A 19,219-nucleotide genomic window follows, 5' to 3' on the forward strand; every position below is an offset into this window, starting at 1 on the left:
GCATGTGCCATGCTTGGATCCAGTTCCGGACCCATGGAGGGGAAACGAATGGTCAGATCGCTCATCATCACGCTGCTTGCATCCTGCGTCAGCATGGCCGTTCAGGCCGCCGACTGGGATCTCTTCAAGCAGGAGTCGGACCCCGCGCTTTACATGAAGAGCTACTCCGGGGTGCTGCTCAATCAGCAGGCTCATCACAGCGACAGTTTTGATCTCTGGCTGGTCAACAGCGGCTATCAGTACCCGGTGATGGACGATATGACTGTTTTCATGGAGGCCGGCCCGGCGGTGGCGGATCAGAACCGCCAATCCGGCTTCAACATGAGCTCGGGGGTGCGCTACCAGCTCTCCCCCTCCATCCATATTGGCAGCCAGATCACCCACTTGGCACTCGACCAAGAGAGCACCCTGCTGGAACTCAACTCCAGCCTGCTGCTGACCCCCAGACTCTCCCTCACCGCCAACTATGGCATTGGCGCCTTTACAGCCGAGCAAGCACTCACGTTGGGAGTCGGCTTTACCTTCTGAGCGTCATAGCAGCGGTGTGGCACTCACTACCACGCCGTTGCGATCCGCGTAGACATAATCCCCTTCGTGAATGGTCACTCCGGCAAAACTGACCACGGCGCCGAGTTCTCCCTGTCCCCGCTTCTCGGTTTTGACCGGACAGGCCGCCAGCGCCTTGACTCCGAGCGCCAGGGTCGCCAAGGTGCCCACATCCCGGGCGGCACCGTGGATCAAAATGCCTTCCCACCCCTGCTCCACCGCCTTGATAGCCAGCTGATCCCCAAGCAGGGCGCGGCGCAAGGAGCCGCCACCGTCGATCACCATCACCTGCCCCTGGCCAGGGCGCATCACCAGCTCCCGCACCAGGCTGTTGTCTTCGTAACAGGAGAGGGTAACGGCGCGGCCGTAAAAAATATCCTTGCCGCCAAAATCCTGAAACACGGGGTCGGCCACTTGCAGCACATCACCGTGCTGATCGCAGAGGTCGGGCAGTAGATCCAGCATGATTTGATTCCTTTCAGATGCATGAAGGTGTTCATTCTTTCATCGGATTGGCGTTCTGGCAATCCAGTAGGATTCAATATTGCCCAAACAAACTGCTGTGTTTTCAATCAATACCGGTACCAGCCAAAGCTGCCCTTCCTCTACCCAGTAGAGGGCATTCTGGCCGAAACGGACCGCCAGCTCGCAGGCCCGCGCCAGCGGCAACGCCACCGCCAGCGATGACTCGCGCCACTGCTCATCAGGGGAAGATCCCCACAAGGGGCCGGCTACGCTCTCCCCTTCCAGTTGCCGCCACAAGGCCCTTTCACGGCGCAGGTTGCGACGTTCACTCATCGGCTGACTGGCCGGATTCCAGGCGGTGATGATGGCAAAAGCAGGCCAGGGAGGCGGCTCAAATGGCGCAATAAAGCGGATTTTCTTGTAGTTTTCCCACAAAATCATGTCAATCACATGTTACATTCCATTACATTTAATAGGGGTAAAAATCGTCATCAGGCCAAGTATCATGCTGTGAACTTGGGGTTTGACCTATATCAAAACAGAGTTAAAAAGTTGCTATCTGACAGCAAAGAGTGTTGTTATGCTCCTGTTAACTGATAAAATACCGCAACTTTCCGTCATGGATGACCTTTCCAGGCTTCTCTTTATCAGATTTGTTGGGAGCCAAAATGTGGCACAGGGATGTTTGCCAATGCTGATGCCAAATTCGCGATATTCCGACCTGACTCTCATACCCAGGATGACGTAATTAATTTTCAGGATCAGTCAGGAATTCGGCTTGATACGCCAAAGAGTGTTAAATTTAAGATAATTAACTGATAAGAATCTGGGAATTTTCATGCAAACACCACACATTCTGATCGTCGAAGACGAACTGGTCACCCGTAACACCCTGAAAAGCATCTTTGAGGCTGAAGGTTATGTCGTGCTCGAGGCCAACAATGGCGACGAGATGCACCAAGCCCTCACTTCCCACACCATCAATCTGGTGATCATGGACATCAACCTGCCGGGCAAGAATGGCCTGTTGCTGGCCCGTGAACTGCGTGAAAACGACAACATCGCCCTGATGTTCCTGACTGGCCGCGACAACGAAGTGGACAAGATCCTGGGTCTGGAGATCGGTGCCGACGACTATATCACCAAGCCGTTCAACCCGCGCGAACTGACCATCCGTGCCCGCAACCTGCTGAGCCGCACCATGAATGTGGCCGCTGGCGGCGAAGAGAAAAAGCTGGTCGAGCGTTACCTGTTCAACGGCTGGGCGCTGGACATCAACAGCCGTGCTCTGGTAAGCCCCACCGGCGACATGTTCAAGCTGCCACGCTCCGAGTTCCGCGCCATGCTGCACTTCTGCGAAAACCCGGGCCAGACCCAGACTCGTGCCGAGCTGCTCAAGAAGATGACCGGCCGCGAGCTCAAGCCCCACGACCGTACCGTGGACGTGACCATCCGCCGCATTCGCAAGCACTTCGAGAGCGTGGGCGACACCCCGGAGATCATCGCCACCATCCATGGCGAAGGCTACCGCTTCTGTGGCGAGCTGGAGCAGGAATAAGGCTCTTTGCACCGCATCTTGAAAAGGCGCCCCCGGCGCCTTTTTCATTTCTTCGCTACGGATTTCATCCCTTCGCCACCTAGCAATCAGTGGAAATGGTTCACCCTGACCAAAAGGCAGGCAGTGAAGTCTGGAAGCAATGGGAGAGAAAGCAAAAAGCCCACTCGCAGGAGTGAGCTTTTGACTGGAAGCTGGAGCGGGCAGCGGGAATCGAACCCGCATCATCAGCTTGGAAGGCTGAGGTAATAGCCATTATACGATGCCCGCCTGGCATCAAAACTCGTTCTGGTGTGAGGGAATACCCACGACAGACAGCCTGTTGGCTGGGGTGACAACAGCCTTGGCTGCCATCTGGAATTTGGAGCGGGTGATGGGAATCGAACCCACGTATGCAGCTTGGGAAGCTACCGTTCTACCATTGAACTACACCCGCGTCAGGGCTCCTACTATATGCATTTTGCCGCCGAGCGCAATGCTACCTCCGTCAATTTTTTCAATAAATCAATCTGTTCGGACAAGGATTGAACAGGCGGTTGCTTTTTCAGCCAAACATTTAGAACACAGATAATTTACAAGGTTGCCAAGGCCAAACGGCAAGGATAGTCTTGCGCCACTCGACGCGAGGATGGTGGTAATGGATAAAAAAACGCAAAAACGTCTCTATGGCTGGTTGCGCAAGCAATCGAGTCACGGTCGCCGCTGGATCGGCCTCTCCATCGCATTTGGCCTGGGCCAGGGCGTGCTGATGGTGGCGCAGGCCTGGCTGCTGGCGACCCTGTTGCATGGCTTCATCATCGAAGGCTCGACTCCGGAGCAATCCATCCCGCTCTTTATTACCCTGCTGCTGGTGACCCTCGGCAAGGCAGTGCTGGCCTATGGCCGCGAAGTGGCCAGTTTTCAGGCTGGCAGCGCGGTGCGCCAGACCATCCGCGAGCTGGTGCTCACCCGCCTCGGCCGGCTCGGCCCTGCCTATATCCAGCGCCGCCCGGCCGGCAGCTGGGCCAGCTTGCTGCTGGAACAGATTGAAAACATGCAGGATTTCTTCTCCCGCTATCTGCCGCAGATGGCTATCGCCGTCTTTATACCTTTAGTGATCCTGGTAGCCGTGTTCCCGGTCAACTGGGCCGCGGGCCTTATTCTGCTGGGTACGGCGCCGCTTATTCCGATCTTCATGATCCTGGTGGGGGTCGGCGCCGCCGATGCCAACCGCCGCAACTTCCAGGCACTGGCCCGTCTCTCCGGCCACTTCCTCGATCGCCTCAAGGGCTTGCGCACCCTGCAGCTCTTCATGCGCACCCAGGCGGAAGGGGAAGCCATTCGCGATGCCTCGGAAGATTTTCGCGAGCGCACCATGGAAGTGCTGCGCCTGGCGTTTCTCAGCACCGCCGTGCTGGAGTTCTTTGCCGCCCTCTCGGTGGCTCTGGTGGCCGTCTACTTTGGCTTCTCCTATATCGATCACCTCAATTTTGGCCACTATGGCAACAAGGTGACCCTCTTTACTGGCCTGTTCGTACTGTTCCTCGCCCCCGAGTTCTACGCGCCCCTGCGCGAGCTTGGCGCCCACTATCACGCCAAGGCGCAGGCCATCGGCGCCGCCGAACAGTTGCTGGAATTTCTCGAGGCCGAGGTGAGTGAACCGGCCTCCGGTCACGCGCCCTTCCATGCTGACAGCCCCATCCGGGTGGAGGCGCGCGCCCTCGAGGTGTTGAGCGCCGAGGGCAAGGTGCTGGTCGGCCCCATCGACTTCACCCTGGAAGCGGGTTCACGCACCGCCCTTATCGGTGTCAGCGGCGCAGGCAAGAGCTCGCTGGTCAACGCCCTGCTCGGCTTTGCCCCCTACCGTGGCGAGCTCAAGGTCAACGGCCAGGAGCTGGCTACCCTCGACATGAGCCAGTGGCGCCTGCAACTGGGTTGGCTCTCCCAAAACCCCCAGCTGTTCCACGCCTCCTTGCGGGATAACCTGCTGCTGGCCAAACCATCGGCCAGCGACGCCGAGCTGGAAGATGCCCTGAAACGGGCCCAGGCGTGGGAATTTGCCATGGAGAAGGGGCTCGACTATCCGGTGGGGGATCAGGCCGGTGGCCTCTCCGTCGGTCAGGCCCAGCGCCTGGCGCTGGCCCGCACCCTGCTCAAATCCACCCAATTGATGGTGCTGGATGAACCCACCGCCAGCCTGGATCGCCACTCCGAGCGCGCCATCATGACCACGCTGGAGCAGGCCATGGCCGATCAGACCCTATTGATGATCACCCACCGCCTCGATCAGCTCACCAAGATGGACAAAATCCTGGTGCTGGAGCGCGGCAAGCTGGTGGAAGAAGGCAGCTTCCAGCAACTCAGTACCGCGCAGGGGCCCTTTGCCCGCCTGCTGTCCCAACGTAACGAGGGTTCTCTCGATGACTGATCTCTTGCCGTTTCTGCGCCTCTACCGCCAGCACTGGCTCAGCCTCTCCATCGGTCTACTGCTGGCGCTGGTTACCCTGGCTGCCGGGATGGGGCTCTTGTCACTCTCCGGCTGGTTCCTCTCCGCCGCCGCCGTGGCGGGGATGGCGGCCGCCACCCGCGATCACTTCAACTACATGACGCCGGCAGGCGGGGTGCGCTTCTTCTCCATCATCCGCACCGCCGGACGCTGGGGTGAGCGGGTAGTCAGCCACGATGCCACCTTCCGGGTACTGACCCGGCTACGGGTCTGGTTCTGGCAAAAGCTCTCGCCCCTTGCCACCGGTGCCCTGGCCGGTTTTCGCCAGGCGGATCTGCTCAACCGCCTGGTGGCCGACATCGATGCGATGGACCACGTTTACCTGCGCCTGCTCACCCCCATAGGGGCGGCCCTGCTCAGCAGCGCCGGCCTGGTGCTCTTCCTCTCCTTCTTTGACAGCGAGCTGGCCCTAACCCTGGGCGCCATCCTGCTGTTTGGCATGATTGCCCTGCCGCTGGTGTTCTACTTCCTCGGCCGCAAGCCCGGGCAGGCGCTGATCGCCGAAAAATCGAGCCTGCGCACCCGCATGGTGGACTATCTGGATGGTCAGGCCGAGCTGCAAATGTTCGCCGCCGCCCCCAAGGCCCTTGGCGAGCTGCAACAGGCAGAACAGGCCCTGCTGCGCGCCCAGGCCCGCATGGCCAGGGTGAGCGGACTGGCCAACGCCTCGGTGCAGCTGCTCAGCGGCTGGACCCTGACCCTGATGCTGTGGCTGGCAGGCCATGGCGTGGCAGGAGCGACGCCGGATCCCATCACGGCGCTGATGGTGTTTGCCACCCTGGCGAGCTTCGAGGCCCTGATGCCGCTGGCCGGCGCCTTCCAGCACCTCTCCACCAGCCTCACCTCAGCCCGCCGCCTCAACGAGGTCCTGCAGGAGGCCAAGGCTCCCGAGTGGGGGGAGGAGGAGCGTCACGCTCCCCAGGGCGCCCTGCAGATCAACGACCTCTATTTCGGCTACCCCGGCAACCCCCATCCGGTGCTGCGTGGCTGCACCCTGCAACTGCATGCTGGCGAGAAGCTGGCGCTGCTGGGCCAGACCGGCTGCGGCAAGTCCACACTGATGGGGCTGCTGACCCGCGAATGGAGCCCGCAGGCGGGCAAGATCCTGCTTGATGGCAAGCCGCTGACCGCTTACAGCGAAGGGGCGCTGCGCGCCTCCATCTCGGTGGTGAGCCAGCGGGTGCACCTGTTTGCCGATACCCTGCGCGGCAACCTCAAGCTCGCCGCCCCCGACGCGAGCGACGAACAGCTGGTCGAGGTACTGAACCGGGTAGGCCTTGGCAACCTGCTGGAGGATGATGAAGATCTGAGCGATACCGGCCTCAATGCCTGGCTCGGGGATGGCGGCCGACCGCTCTCCGGCGGTGAGCGGCGCCGCATCGGCATCGCCCGCGCCCTGCTGCACGACGCCCCGCTCTGGTTGCTGGACGAGCCGACCGAAGGGCTCGACAGCCAGACCGAGCGGGAGATCATGGCGCTGCTGTTCGAGCTGGGGGCGGATCGCACCCTGCTGCTCATCTCCCACCGCCTGCTGGGGCTGGAGCGGATGGACAGGATCGCCCTGATGGAAGAGGGCCAGATCCGCCTGTGTGCCCCCCATCAGGCCCTGCTGGCCGACGATTACTACCGCAGCCTGCACCAGCGGCTGGCGCCGGTCTGACCGGGGTCACACCCTGACGCCATGGCGCGAGAGGGGGCTGGTCGCCACCGACGACTGGCCCCTATAATGTCCTCTCCTTATTCGACAAGATGCTGATATGAAACGCCTGATCCTGATGATGCCCCTGATTGCCTCCGGCTGTGCCAACTACGCCTTCAACAGCAATCTGGATAAAGAGAACTTCGACGACTATTTCAAGCCGGGCGGTGTTCGTATTTACGAACAAAACGAGCTGGCCGACCTCAACTATCTCTACCTTGGCACCGTCGAGGGGGAGTCCTGCCAGGCCGATACCAACCAGCCGCAGCCCAATGCTGGCGATGCCCGTACCCAGGCCCGCCGCCACGCCGCCGACATGGGTGGCAATGGCGTGACCATCGACAAGTGCGCCGAATTCAGCGACACCCCGGGCTGCCTGAAGCAGGTGATCTGCTACGGCCAGGCACTGAAAGTCGCCGAGGAGTAAGCCATGGCGCTGGCTATCGTCCGCCTCGGCACTCCCCGCCTCCCTGATGAGGGGTTGCGGGTGGGTACCGTGCGCCGCCCCCCTCGCGGGGTGCCCAAAGACAAGTTTGCCAGCCAGAACTGGTATGACGTCTGGTTCCCCAACCTTGCCCCCAGCAGCGAGACCATGAAGCTGGGCCAGGGCGCCGAGACACAGGCCCAGTGGGCGGCGTTTTGCAAGCAGTACAAGGCCGAGATGGCAACGCCCGCCGCCAGACACGATCTGGCGCTCCTGGCCGCCCTCTCCCACACCACCAACCTGTCGGTGGGCTGCTACTGCGAGCAGGAGTCCCGCTGCCATCGCACCATCTTGAAGGAGCTGCTGGTCGCCGCTGGCGCCAGCTTGCGCCCATAAGCAAGCTCCTGGGCACCATCATCAGCATCCCGAAATAAAGAGGGCATCCCGCAGGATGCCCTCTTTTGCATGGGTCCGGTTTCATGGCAAGCGCTATTGCGTCACGCTGAGGCGCTGGCGCAGCGCCGCCTCCTCTGCTGTCGTCATCCCGTCCAAAGGCACAGCCCCATTGTCGGCGAGCCAATGGGCCAGATCGATGGCGGTCTCCTCCAGCGGACGGAAGTTGAGCCCCTGCACGATGGCCGCCTCGGCGCTGATGCGGCCATAGCCGGCATACTCAGCCAGCCCGTTGGGCAAAAGCGTGGGATAGCTCTGCCAGGGCTCAACCCCGGCCGCCAGCATCTCTTGCCAGGGCATCCACTCGGGCTGTAGCACCTTGGCCGGTATCAGTCTCGCGGCCAGCCGCTCCACCCAGTCCGCCAGCGTGATGCCGGGCTTGACCAGGTTGAAGACTCCCCCCAACTGGCGCTCGGCGGCCCGCAGGACAAACTCGGCGCAATCGCGCACGTCGAGATATTGCAGTCGATCCTGACCATCCCCCGGCAGCAGCCAGGCCCCCCCCTGCTGCACCCGTTTTACCCACCAGGCCATGCGCCCAGTGGGATCAAAGGGGCCGCACAGCACACCGGGGCGCAGGATGCAGAGTCGTGCCCCCCAGCGAGCGCGATATTCGGCTTCGCACAATACCTTGAGCGGGCCATAGTCGGTGGGGAATTCATCCTCGCTGATCTCGTGCAGGGGCGCCGACTCATCCATCTCTGGTTGGGCAAAGTCGCGATAGACACTGATGGTGGAGATAAAGATCAGCCGCTCGCAGCGACCGAGCAGTGCCGCCGAGAGGCGCGCTGCCTGCTCCGGGTGATAGCAGCAGGTGTCGATGACAAGATCCCAGTAGAGACCATCCCCTTGCAGCGCACTCAAATCCCGGTCCCGATCGCCGGTGAGCTGAACCAGATCCCGCCAGTCCGGATGCTGGTAGTGGCCGCGATTGAACAGGGTCACCTCGTGCCCCCAGTCCAGTGCCAGCGCGGTGAGATGGCGGCCGAGAAACCCGGTGCCGCCGATGATCAGCAATTTCATCCATGTCCCTCCTGATCGGCACAGGCGCTCCCGTCTCCCCACCGATCTGTTCATCCTCTGCGGCTGATGTTGCGCAAACTGACCGCGCCGCCATCCTGCCGGCTCCTTGTCTGCCCCTACCCTACGCAACTTGGCAGCCAGACACAGCCTGCGCAGCGCCGGGATGGGACGGGGATCACGGCAGCAGACGCGCAGGGATGCTATCGGGTCATGCCTGCGTTTTGGGGCCGGTTGTGCTAAATTGCCGGGGTTTTCAGTCAGGATCCGCCATGAAGTTCGAAATCGACACCCTGGGTATCATCCGCTCTCCCTACAAGGAGAAGTTCGCCATCCCGCGCCAGCCCGGTCTGGTCAAATCGGCCCGCGCCCGCCTCGAGCTGCAGCCCCCCTATGATCAGCCGGACGTGCTGCGCGGCATCGAGCAGTTCTCCCACCTGTGGCTCAGCTTCGTGTTTCACCAGACCATGGATCAGGGCTGGCACCCGACGGTGCGCCCGCCGCGCCTCGGCGGCAACGAGCGGGTCGGGGTGTTTGCCACCCGCTCCACCTTCCGCCCCAACCCCCTCGGCCTCTCCGTGGTCGAGTTGCACGGGGTTGGCCGCTCGCGCGGCAAGCTGTGGCTGGAGCTGGGGGCGGTGGACTTGCTCGATGGCACCCCCATCGTCGACATCAAGCCCTACATCCCCTATGCCGACAGCCTGCCGGATGCCCGTGGCGGTTTCGCCCCGGATGCCCCCACCCCGCCTCTTTGCGTGAGCTTCACGCCAGAGGCGGAGCAGCAGTTGCAACCCTGGCTCAAGGCCCATCCCGAGCTGCGCCAGCTGGTGAGCGAGGTGCTGGCTCAGGATCCGCGCCCCGCCTACAAGCAGGGTAAGCCGGATGACAAGGTGTACGGGGTGCGGCTATTTGACTGCAACGTGCGCTTTAGCATCAGCGAACCCGTTTGTCAGGTGCTGGCCATCGAAGCCGCCTGAGGCTGACAGGGCCCCATCAGTGCCCGGTTTCACGAACATTTCACGCACCCGGGCGCCTAATGGCCCTGCAAACGGTGTGGTCAGGTGCTACCCTCTCCCCGGCCGCCCACGGCTGCAGTACCCACCCGCCGTTTGCCGCCCATGGAACCGGCCCGACCTCGCGCCCGGCTATGCCACACGGATGTGACGCTCTCACTGAAGGAAACCAATCATGCTGATGAATACCGAACAACGCTACGGCGCCCTCAATATCGGGCTGCACTGGCTGACCCTGTTGCTGATGATCGCCGTCTACGCCCTGATCGAATTTCGTGACATCTTCCCCAAGGGAGATCCGGGACGGGACCTGATGAAACAGTGGCACTTCATGCTGGGGCTGCTCATCTTCGCCCTGGTGTGGGTCCGCCTCTTTCTGCGCGCCATCAGTCCGACGCCCCGCATCGTGCCCGAGTTGCCACCCATGCTGAGCCTGCTGGCCAAGCTGGCGCCCATCGCGCTCTACGGCTTTATCATCCTCACTCCGCTGTTTGGCTGGCTGCTGCTGAGCGCCGGCGGCAAACCCGTCCCCTTCTTCGGCATGACGCTCCCGGCGCTGGTCGCCCCGGATCCCGAACTCAAGAAGTGGTTCAAGGAGATACACGAGACCCTGGGCAATATCGGCTATGCCCTGATCGCCCTGCATGCGGCGGCGACCCTCTATCACCACCATGTGCGCAAGGACAACACCCTGACCATGATGCTGCCGCAGCAGCGCGACTGACATCATCAGCACAGACGAAAGAGGGGGCCAACAAGGCCCCCTCTCTCTTTCTGGCAAATTGGTTCAAGCCTGCGCGACAAGCGTCTCGGCCACTTTATCCCCGGCTCCCCGGGCCTGCTCTTTTGCCTTGGGCTTGCCGCTCTTGCTATCGGGCAGCGGGTTATTTGGCGGCTCGATGGTCGCTCTCTCCGCCGGTTGGGAGTGGCCAATAAAATTGCCTCCCTTGCAGATGGAGAGGGTGCCTCCCTTGAATACGCCCTGCATCCGGCCATTTTCCAGGATCTCCACCTCTTGCGAGCTGCAGGTGCCGTCCAGCAGGCCGTTGATGACGACCCTGGGTGCACTCACCTCCCCTTCGACAAAGCCTCCCTGCATGATGCGCAGCACCCCCTTGCCAATTTCGATGGTGCCGTTGACGTGCCCCTGCACCTCCAGGTCACCGTCAAGCAGCAGATCTCCCTTGAAGCGGGCTCCCGCCGCGATCACGGTCGTGCCCGCCGGCGCGCTGTCACCGGACTGACTCGCACGTTTTCGTCCAAACATCCTGACTCTCTCCATCAACCAAATGAGCAAAACCAGCGGCATGGGCGCCACCGGCCATAAGTAGTTATCCGACCCCAGCACATAGAGCAGCAGGGCAGCTCCCCAGCAGAACCAGACGATATAAAGAAGGTCGCTACGCTCCCTGCCTTGCAGGCAGGCGCGCCATCTTCGGGGCTGATCTTTCATCCATCACCCTCTCTTGCTGCATGAACCGCCGGCAAGATACCGGACTGGATGCCATCAATAGCATCATGTCCGGTTTAAACGACCAGTTGACAAAAAGTCTGAAGTCGGGCTGATTCAGTCCCGATACAGGCGGGGCGCATTAGGATACGGATTGACTCTGCATGACTAACCCTTTCTAATTGGCAGCCTGGACCTCCTATGACCGCCCATATCATGAAAATTTTGTTGGTCGAAGATGACAAGCTGCTCAATCACCACCTCTCCTCCCTGCTGACCGAGGCCGACAATCAGGTCTACAGCACGGATCAGGCTGGTATTGCGCTGCACTACGCCGCTGACTATCCCATTGATGTGGCCATCATCGATCTCGGCCTGCCGGACATGGACGGCCTGCAGCTGATCCGCCAGATGCGCGAACAACAGATCCCCTTCCCCATCCTGATCCTGACCGCTCGTGGCAACTGGCAGGACAAGGTCGAGGGGCTGGAAGCGGGCGCCGATGACTATTTGGTCAAGCCGTTCCAGAAAGACGAGCTGCTGGCTCGCCTCAACGCTTTGCTGCGCCGCAGCGCCGGGTTTATCTCCCCGCGGGTGAAGGCCGGTGATTACGAGCTGGATCTCTCCCGCAAGGAGCTGACCATCGCCGGCGAAGTGGCGGTACTCACCAGCTTCGAGTACCTGATTCTGGAATACCTGATGCGCAATGCCCGTCAGGTGGTTTCCAAGCAGCAGCTGCTCGATCAGCTCTACGGCGACGGCGAAGGGGACCCCAATACCATAGAGGTGATGGTGAGCCGGCTGCGCAAGAAGCTGGATCCGGAAGGGACTATTCAACCCATCTCCACCATCCGTCGCCAGGGCTACATTTTCAACCTGTCGTGCAACTGATGCGGCTCCCCCTGTTGCTGCGCCCCGTGCAGCTGCTGCGCCGCTCCCTGCACATCAAGCTGCTGCTCAGCTCGCTGCTGGTGATCGCCCTCATCATGAGCTTTGCTGTGTATGCCCTCTACCTTGCCCATGTCGAGGAGCTGAGCCAGAAGGCGAGCGCCCGGATGCAGGAGAACCTGGCCAAGCTCTTCTCCTCCACCGAGCCCTCCCAGAACAAATCCGCCGATCTTGGCCACCTCTCCCGCAATGCCGGGGATCGCAACCTCGACACCCTGATCTGCCGCGCCGATGGCGCCCTGGTGTGGTCCAGCCTGCATCTGCCCGAGGTGATCAAGACCAAGCAGACCATCTGCGGGGATCTGATGAAGTACCTGGGGGGGATGGATCTCGACTACTTCTTCAAGAAGCACACCATACAAAACGGCGAGAGCTACTTCGTCTACAGCCTGCGTTTTGTTCGCAACCCCGGTACCGGCACCACCGCCTACTACGTGGTGATGATAGATTCTGCCAAGCGCTACCACGCCCAGGCACTGGCCTACCTCAGCCAGACCGCACGCCAGGCGCTGCTGGCCTATATGCTGCTCGCGGGCATGCTGGTGCTCACCACCTTCTGGAGCCTCAGCTCCCTGCGCGCCATCGCCCGCCAGCTCGACGAGATCCGGGCCGGCAAGCTCGACGCCCTCTCCAGCGATGTCGAGCGGGAACTGGCGCCCCTTACCGACTCCATCAACCAGTTGCTGGAGAACGAGCGGCAGCAAACCCAGCGCTACCAGCACGCCCTCAACGATCTCGCCCACAGCCTGAAAACCCGGCTGGCGCTGATCCAGATGACCACCCGGGAGAGCAAGCTCGGGCGCGACATCCACGACAACATCAACGAGCAGATCCTCACTATGGATCAGATGGTCCAGTACCAGCTCAGGCGCGCCGTCACCGGCCGCCAGCGCCTCGCCAGCAAAGGCACTGAGCCGGTGCCCCTTATCGAGAAACTGCTGGCCAGCCTGACCAAGGTCTATCGCCACAAGAAGCTGCAGACCCAGTTTCACTTCGATGACGACGCCCTGTTTCACGGCGAGCAGGGGGATCTGATGGAGCTGATGGGCAACCTGCTCGACAATGCCTGCAAGTTCGCCATCAGCGAGGTGCATGTGACGGTGCGCCGTCAGGCCGAGCAGCTGCGCATCGAAGTGGAAGATGACGGCCCCGGCATAGAGGCAGCCAAATCGGAGCAGATCTTCCAGCGCGGCGTGCGGGCCGACAGCTCCCCGGGGCAAGGCATTGGCCTCGCGGTCGTGACCGAGATAGTCCACAGCTACGGCGGCCAGATCCGGGTGGATGAATCGCCCCTTGGCGGTGCCCGCTTTACCCTGACCCTGCCCTGACCCTCAGGGGCCCTGCCACAGGGCCCTTGCTTTCCCCTCCTGCAATGCGGGTCGCGCCTGTCGTGTGCCCACCGCACAAATCCCCCACCGTTTTCATTCAGATACTTGTGATGCGCCCCATCTCGGTTAAGCTAGGGGCGTTTTTGTATGTTAACCCTTTGATGGACTTGCTATCACACCATGGAAAACATGTTTGAAAGATTGATGTACGCATCGCGCTGGATAATGGCCCCCATCTACCTGGGGCTCAGCCTTATCCTGCTGGCGCTGGGCCTGAAGTTCTTTCAGGAGATCATCCATATCCTGCCGAATATCTTCGCAATGAAAGAGGTGGATCTGGTGCTGGTCACCCTGTCACTGATCGATATCACCCTGGTGGGGGGGCTCATCGTGATGGTGATGTTTTCCGGCTATGAGAACTTCGTCTCGCGCCTCGACGTGGGGGATGAGAGCGACAAGCTGGTGTGGCTCGGCAAGCTCGACGCCGGTTCCCTGAAGAACAAGGTGGCCGCCTCCATCGTCGCCATCTCGTCCATTCACCTGCTCAAGGTGTTTATGAATGCCGAGAATATCCCCAACGACAAGATCAAATGGTACCTGCTGATCCATATCACCTTTGTCGTCTCCGCCTTTGCCATGGGCTATCTGGACAAACTGACCCGCAAATAAGGCGCGGCCTTCATACACTGCGGCCACCTTCGGGTGGCCGCAGTGTTTTTACTCTTCCCCCTTTCACCGTATCCAGACGCCCCACCGACCCATTCAGGCAGCAACCCAGCCCGTGTTTAATTTATTGATCAACGACTGATTATTGCCCATTGCCTCTTCCAGAAAAGGCTTCATTCGGTATCATGGTCGCTCGACAAAGTACCGCATCCAAAGGCTCGCCATGCGCCTTCTCAGCTATGCCGATTTTGTCCGAAGCATATTGGTTCATAACAGCAGTGTGGGAGCTGTAACTCAGGGGCGGTAGCATGACCGTAGTGAGTAATTCGTGATGACAAATGTTAAACCTTGAAAAATATGCATCCTTTATACCTATAAGAGCTCTTTATTATGAAGAAAACTCAAATAATAAATCAATTAGTAGAGGCAGTAGATGTTCATACATTGGAGAGTTTTTCTGCTGATGATTATAGAAATTATTTAAAGAGTGAAGGGCTATTTATGGTTAATCATCACGACATTCTAGTATCATCATGTGCTGGATACCCAATTGCCTTATCAAAGAAACATTTAGACATATACATTGAAGAATTAAAAAACATTAGACATCTACTGCCATAATAAAATAGCACATATTATATACTTGTTTTATTCTCGTTTTTATTTTTAAATGTCAGTTATTTACCCTGTTTATTATCAACATTAAAATATCTCTGTTTGAGGGAAGCCGTGAGCAAGGTGATACTAAAGGGATGTATTATTGTTCCTCCATCAGATTTAGCTCAGGTTAAAGATGAGCTTGCCAGACATATCCAACTGACTCGCACTGAACCCGGTTGCCTTGTCTTTGAGGTAATTCAAGATAGCGCTAATCCATGTCGATTCGATGTCTATGAAGAGTTTGTCGATAAGAGCGACTTTGAAGCACACCAAGCCAGAGTCTCACTCTCATATTGGGGAGAGGTAACTGTCCACGTTGAGCGTCATTACACTGTGACCATGGAATAGTAATTTTTAGGTAAAGTCTGTTGTTGTATTTCCACTCGTAACCGAGAAGCTAACCACTTATATTATATATCCGGTTATTAAGTAATCCTCAAACTTATAATACCAAGACAAACCTGCACTATATTTATTTCAATAAGTTGTGGCTTTAGGGCTCAATTTTAAATCTCATTGATAACGGGATAAATGAAATAATTCATCATGTTTTTAGTTAACCGATAAACATCCAACAACACTAATCAAGGAAGAAAATGAAAAAAATTCTCGTAGTATCCACAATCGCCACACTTCTCTCTGCATGCTCAAGTTTGCAAGGAGTTGTTAGAGACAAAGAAACAGGAACTCCTGTACCATCTGCTCTTATAAAAGTGAGAGAAGCGACTGGCTCAACTGATGCAATGGGGCACTACAGGGTAATGGGGTCATTCTTACCAGGCGATACATTAATGATTAATGCGCCAGGGTATAATATCTATACACAAAGCATCATGTCAGCAAATGATATTGTCGACATTGAGTTAACTAAACAGAAATAATATATCTAAATAGGACGTCTCATGCTATCGTGTGAGCGTCCTTTTATATTAAAAAATAACAATGTGAATTAAAACCTCTTATTGAATTAGCGAGATAACCATGATCCGTCCATTATCTACTGCCGATTTGGATGCCGTGGTAGAGCTCTGGTATCAGGCATCCATACGGGCTCACCACTTTATCCCCGCCTCTTTCTGGTATGCACAGCGGGCGGCAATGCGGGATATCTATCTGCCCGCCAGCGAAAGCTGGGTCTATGAGGAAGGTAGCAAGCTCCTGGGGTTTGTCTCCTATCACCAAGGGGCACTCGCGGCCCTCTTTATCACCCCGGACAAGCAGTCACAGGGGCTGGGTCGCCAACTGCTTGAGCACCTCAAAAGACGATATGAGCGCCTCGATTTGAGGGTGTATGCAGAGAATGAAGCTGCGCGGCACTTCTATATCCGCAACGGCTTTATCGGTGGGGCACACCAAGTGTGTGAGCATAGTGGGCGTTCTACCATCCCGATGTACTGGCAAAGATATTGAGTAGGAGAAACTTAATACACAGCTCATAATATTGATTCGAAACAATGGATAATAGCTATAAAATAGCTATTAATGGCAACACAAGGAACGTAACAATGTCATATGAAGAGATAGCCAAAGTTTGTGAACAACTCAGTTATAGAGACAAGTTTCGACTTGCTCAACTTTTACTTCAATTAGGACGAAAACAAGAAGAGGATGAATACCCCGCCCCACGAATTACTTCTGAATCAAATGGCAATGATCAAACTGATTATGTTACCGAGCGATTATTGAAATTAAAACCAAGCAAACTCACGTCTTTATCCAATTCCATTAGCGCGATGTTTCAATTCCAAGGCGGAATTTCTGAAAAGGACAAACAAGATATTATTGCAAAGCTAAAACAAAATAATGTTATTCATATAAGTGGCGTTGTTGCCCAAATCAGCCAGCAAGTCATGACTTCCCCAGCCCTGGGTAACCGCTACACTCGAGGCTTTCTGACAGGTAGGCCCAGGGTATTCAGCTTGTTTATGGCGCTGACATACGCCATGACTTCTCCCACTTGGCCGTTGTAGTTACGCAGACTGATTTTCCCCGCCAGCAACTGCTTGAACCGATACATCGCCGTCTCTGCCAGCGAGCGACGGTGATACCCCGATATCTTCTTCCAGTGCGCCAGCCCTTCCTTGCGCATCACCAGCACAGCGTCATTTCTTGGGTGTCCCTTTTTCCATAACCCCGCGCTCTTGCGAGGCGGGATACAGGCTGTCGCCCCTTTGCGCGAGATAAGCTGATGGCTGGCTTTGCTGTCATAAGCTCCATCCGCATAAACATGTCCCAGCTTACGCCGCAGAGGGTTGAGCAAGGTGGGCAACACCTCGGCATCATGGACATTTTCCAGCGAGACTTCTGCCGCCAAGATATCGTGGGTCACCGGGTCTACCGCCAGATGCAACTTGCGCCAGACTCGCCGTTTCTCGGCGCCGTGTTTTCTGACCTTCCACTCGCCTTCACCAAACACCTTCAGACCGGTTGAGTCGATAACCAAGTCGGTAATGCGTCCCTTTGAGGGCTGCCGATAGGCCACTATCACCGTGCGGGCCCGCTTGCAGACACAGCTGTAATCGGGGGCACAAAGCGGTACGTTCATCAACTCGAACAGGGAGTCGAGTAGTCCCTGGGTGGCCCGCAGAGTGAGGCTGAAAATCCCCTTGAGCATCAGGAAGGTACAGATGGTCTGGTCAGTGTAAAGCTGGCAGCGGCCCCGCCGTCCATGATGGTCGTGGTGAAACCAATTGCTCATGGCCTCGGCATCAACCCAGAAGGTGAGTGAACCACGATTAATCAAAGACTTGTTGTATTTAGGCCAGTTGGTGATGGGGTGAAGCGATGTGCCCATGCTGCAGACTTGAAAGGGAATGGTGGTGATCAGATCACCACCTCCTCAGTTAGTTCCATTCAAGCTGCATCGATTTGGGCAAAAACGCCCATATAAGTGATACAGGTAAGGTCTCATACTCGCAGTAATGTAAAAATTACCAAATACGCACTCATGACAAGGCCACCATTGGGTGGCCTTGTTGTTTCTGGCATCTTCCGGACAAGCACGGACGGGTTGCAACACTGCCGCCCATATTAACGCTGGTATAGGCCACCCCTTCTCGCCACCCTGACGGGGTGCCAGCTTACAGCAAATCGTGCTTGTCCAGCAGGCGATAGAGGGTCGCACGGGAGATATCGAGCTGGCGCGCCACCTCTTCCAGCTGATCCGGGAAACGGGTCAAGGTTCGTTGCAACGCCTGACGCTCCGCCGCTTCACGCACGGCCTTGAGAGAGTTGTTCATGTTCAGCAGCTGGGAGTCCCTGTGGATCAGCTCCATATCCTGGGCATCGATAAAGGGGCCGGAACACATGACGGCGGCCCGCTGTACCCGGTTGCGCAGCTCCCTGACATTGCCTGGCCAGTCGTAAGACTGCATGGCCTGGCGCGCCTTGCGGGTGAAACTTATCATGCGATTGCCCCGCGCCTCGGCCAGGACCTCGTCCGCCAGCAGCTGGATATCTTCGGCTCGCTCACGCAGCGCGGGTGTGCGCAGGCGCACCACATTGAGCCGATAGTAAAGGTCCATGCGAAACGAGCCGTTGGCTACCGCCTGCTCTACGTCTATGTTAGTTGCGGCAATGACCCTCACATCGACGCTGCGGGACACATGGCTGCCCACCGCCTCTATGCTCTCCTCCTGCAAGAAACGCAGCAGGGTCGCCTGATCTTCGAGCGGCAGTTCGCCTATCTCGTCGAGGAACAGGGTGCCGCCATCGGCCGCTTCTATCCTGCCTATCTTGCGACTCTGGGCTCCGGTGAAGGCCCCCTTGACGTGACCGAACAGCTCGGACTGGATCAGCTGGTGGGGCATGGCGCCACAGTTGACGGCCACGAAGGGACTATCTTCCCCAAACGCGCTGTAGTGCAGCTCCCTGGCGACCAGCTCCTTGCCGGTACCGCTCGGCCCGGTCACCAGCACCGGCAGGCGACAGTGCTGCAAGCGCTGGATCTGTTCACGCAGCTGACGAATGGGGGCACTTTCCCCCTGAATGAAGCGCGGTTGTTCCGCTATTTTCGGGCGATAGCGCCTGATCAACCGGGCCATGCCGAGGGCATGGCCCAGGCTGTGGGAGAGCCGTATCCGCTCGAGGGGAAAGGTGTGAAAATCATGGAAGCAGGCGGCCAGCAAATTGCGCATCTCCTCACTGGCGAGGGCATCACGCTGGATCAGGCCGATCCACAGACTGCTCGCGTGCTGCGTGATCAAGGCCGACAATGCCTCGTGCTGATCAGGCTCGATGGCCACCAGTACCAGGGGATAATCCTTCTCCTGCAACTTTCTCTCTGCCATCGCCAGTGAACTTGCCTGCTCCACCCGCCACTCGCTTTTGACCAGCAGACTCTCCAGTACGGCACATGAATTGATGAGCAATAATGCCGTTGCTGTCATATGGAAACCTCCTTGTTCGAGCTTCTTATAAGCGTGCCAATCCTGGCCCCGCAAGGTTCATGTTTTTATTTTGATAGAAATTCTCATTATCAAAGAGCTTAATTAGAGCACATCAGGTG

The 19,219-nt window shown here is 58.0% G+C and carries 22 protein-coding genes and 2 tRNA genes; 16 read left to right on the plus strand and 8 right to left on the minus strand.

The features are described 5' to 3' along the window. Positions 1-48: 48 nt before the first annotated feature. Positions 49-528 carry a hypothetical protein gene (locus LA321_RS00385; RefSeq protein WP_042072947.1) on the plus strand — a complete coding sequence of 160 codons (480 nt, stop codon included), beginning with the start codon at positions 49-51 and terminating at the stop codon, positions 526-528. A gap of 3 nt (positions 529-531) precedes the next feature. Here LA321_RS00385 and LA321_RS00390 read toward each other — a convergent pair whose 3' ends face one another. Then, the gene (locus LA321_RS00390; protein WP_042072949.1) at positions 532-1,011 is read right to left on the minus strand and encodes a putative 4-hydroxy-4-methyl-2-oxoglutarate aldolase; all 480 of its coding nucleotides are present in this window, start codon (positions 1,009-1,011) and stop codon (positions 532-534) included. Between the two features lie 39 nt (positions 1,012-1,050). Continuing rightward, positions 1,051-1,452 (minus strand): DUF3293 domain-containing protein, encoded by a 402-nt coding sequence (locus tag LA321_RS00395; RefSeq protein WP_082043468.1) that lies wholly within the window; start codon positions 1,450-1,452, stop codon positions 1,051-1,053. A 397-nt stretch (positions 1,453-1,849) separates the two neighbouring features. Here LA321_RS00395 and arcA point away from each other — a divergent pair, with 397 nt between their 5' ends. Beyond that, on the plus strand, positions 1,850-2,569 hold the full coding sequence (gene arcA / locus LA321_RS00400) for a two-component system response regulator ArcA (protein ID WP_042072952.1): 720 nt from the start codon (positions 1,850-1,852) through the stop codon (positions 2,567-2,569). Positions 2,570-2,761: 192 nt separating this feature from the next. On the opposite strand, the gene LA321_RS00405 is transcribed toward arcA, so the two are convergent. Together LA321_RS00405 and LA321_RS00410 are read right to left on the minus strand one after the other, a co-directional pair. Then, a tRNA-Gly gene (locus LA321_RS00405) sits at positions 2,762-2,836 on the minus strand. Positions 2,837-2,928: 92 nt separating this feature from the next. Continuing rightward, positions 2,929-3,002, minus strand: a tRNA-Gly gene (locus tag LA321_RS00410). Between the two features lie 201 nt (positions 3,003-3,203). Between LA321_RS00410 and cydD the strand changes: the two genes are divergently transcribed. The 4 genes from cydD (at position 3,204) to LA321_RS00430 (ending at position 7,570) form a co-directional block, all read left to right on the plus strand. Beyond that, positions 3,204-4,973, plus strand: coding sequence for a heme ABC transporter permease/ATP-binding protein CydD (gene cydD / locus LA321_RS00415; RefSeq protein ID WP_042072953.1), 1,770 nt, complete (start codon positions 3,204-3,206; stop codon positions 4,971-4,973). Next, a complete protein-coding gene (gene cydC / locus LA321_RS00420; protein ID WP_042072956.1) occupies positions 4,966-6,711 on the plus strand; it encodes a heme ABC transporter ATP-binding protein/permease CydC in 1,746 nt (581 codons plus the stop codon). Before cydD ends, cydC begins: the two co-directional genes overlap by 8 nt. 97 nt (positions 6,712-6,808) lie before the next feature. Further along, the gene (rcsF, locus tag LA321_RS00425; RefSeq protein WP_026456265.1) at positions 6,809-7,177 is read left to right on the plus strand and encodes an Rcs stress response system protein RcsF; all 369 of its coding nucleotides are present in this window, start codon (positions 6,809-6,811) and stop codon (positions 7,175-7,177) included. 3 nt (positions 7,178-7,180) lie between these two features. Continuing rightward, positions 7,181-7,570, plus strand: coding sequence for a DUF488 domain-containing protein (locus LA321_RS00430; RefSeq protein WP_042027672.1), 390 nt, complete (start codon positions 7,181-7,183; stop codon positions 7,568-7,570). A gap of 93 nt (positions 7,571-7,663) precedes the next feature. Here the strand turns inward: LA321_RS00430 and LA321_RS00435 are convergent, their stop codons facing one another. Next, on the minus strand, positions 7,664-8,650 hold the full coding sequence (locus LA321_RS00435) for an NAD-dependent epimerase/dehydratase family protein (protein ID WP_042072957.1): 987 nt from the start codon (positions 8,648-8,650) through the stop codon (positions 7,664-7,666). Between the two features lie 269 nt (positions 8,651-8,919). Between LA321_RS00435 and tsaA the strand changes: the two genes are divergently transcribed. Continuing rightward, positions 8,920-9,624 carry a tRNA (N6-threonylcarbamoyladenosine(37)-N6)-methyltransferase TrmO gene (tsaA, locus tag LA321_RS00440; protein WP_042072960.1) on the plus strand — a complete coding sequence of 235 codons (705 nt, stop codon included), beginning with the start codon at positions 8,920-8,922 and terminating at the stop codon, positions 9,622-9,624. Positions 9,625-9,835: 211 nt separating this feature from the next. Beyond that, on the plus strand, positions 9,836-10,384 hold the full coding sequence (locus LA321_RS00445) for a cytochrome b (RefSeq protein WP_042027676.1): 549 nt from the start codon (positions 9,836-9,838) through the stop codon (positions 10,382-10,384). Between the two features lie 63 nt (positions 10,385-10,447). Here LA321_RS00445 and LA321_RS00450 read toward each other — a convergent pair whose 3' ends face one another. Beyond that, complete coding sequence (locus LA321_RS00450) at positions 10,448-10,927, minus strand: bactofilin family protein (protein ID WP_224212236.1); 480 nt, start codon at positions 10,925-10,927, stop codon at positions 10,448-10,450. 399 nt (positions 10,928-11,326) lie between these two features. Here LA321_RS00450 and LA321_RS00455 point away from each other — a divergent pair, with 399 nt between their 5' ends. From LA321_RS00455 to LA321_RS00490, 8 genes are all read left to right on the plus strand, one after another. Next, a complete protein-coding gene (locus LA321_RS00455) occupies positions 11,327-12,001 on the plus strand; it encodes a response regulator (RefSeq protein ID WP_042028195.1) in 675 nt (224 codons plus the stop codon). Further along, positions 12,001-13,386 carry an ATP-binding protein gene (locus LA321_RS00460; RefSeq protein ID WP_042072964.1) on the plus strand — a complete coding sequence of 462 codons (1,386 nt, stop codon included), beginning with the start codon at positions 12,001-12,003 and terminating at the stop codon, positions 13,384-13,386. Before LA321_RS00455 ends, LA321_RS00460 begins: the two co-directional genes overlap by 1 nt. 189 nt (positions 13,387-13,575) lie before the next feature. After that, entirely contained in the window at positions 13,576-14,055 is a 480-nt protein-coding gene (locus tag LA321_RS00465) for a TIGR00645 family protein (RefSeq protein ID WP_224210078.1), read from the plus strand. 387 nt (positions 14,056-14,442) lie between these two features. After that, positions 14,443-14,673, plus strand: coding sequence for a hypothetical protein (locus tag LA321_RS00470; RefSeq protein WP_082043457.1), 231 nt, complete (start codon positions 14,443-14,445; stop codon positions 14,671-14,673). A 117-nt stretch (positions 14,674-14,790) separates the two neighbouring features. Next, complete coding sequence (locus LA321_RS00475; protein ID WP_224212281.1) at positions 14,791-15,060, plus strand: putative quinol monooxygenase; 270 nt, start codon at positions 14,791-14,793, stop codon at positions 15,058-15,060. A 248-nt stretch (positions 15,061-15,308) separates the two neighbouring features. Further along, entirely contained in the window at positions 15,309-15,593 is a 285-nt protein-coding gene (locus LA321_RS00480; RefSeq protein ID WP_124238224.1) for a peptidase associated/transthyretin-like domain-containing protein, read from the plus strand. 100 nt (positions 15,594-15,693) lie between these two features. Beyond that, on the plus strand, positions 15,694-16,122 hold the full coding sequence (locus LA321_RS00485; protein WP_042072966.1) for an N-acetyltransferase: 429 nt from the start codon (positions 15,694-15,696) through the stop codon (positions 16,120-16,122). A 95-nt stretch (positions 16,123-16,217) separates the two neighbouring features. Next, a complete protein-coding gene (locus LA321_RS00490) occupies positions 16,218-16,682 on the plus strand; it encodes a hypothetical protein (protein WP_082043459.1) in 465 nt (154 codons plus the stop codon). Here the strand turns inward: LA321_RS00490 and LA321_RS00495 are convergent. Next, a complete protein-coding gene (locus LA321_RS00495; RefSeq protein ID WP_042072968.1) occupies positions 16,589-17,506 on the minus strand; it encodes an IS5 family transposase in 918 nt (305 codons plus the stop codon). The genes LA321_RS00490 and LA321_RS00495 overlap by 94 nt on opposite strands. 286 nt (positions 17,507-17,792) lie before the next feature. Further along, positions 17,793-19,100 (minus strand): sigma-54-dependent transcriptional regulator, encoded by a 1,308-nt coding sequence (locus tag LA321_RS00500; protein ID WP_042072970.1) that lies wholly within the window; start codon positions 19,098-19,100, stop codon positions 17,793-17,795. Positions 19,101-19,219: the final 119 nt, after the last annotated feature.

Source organism: Aeromonas enteropelogenes, assembly GCF_020097295.1.
Lineage (GTDB): Bacteria > Pseudomonadota > Gammaproteobacteria > Enterobacterales > Aeromonadaceae > Aeromonas > Aeromonas enteropelogenes.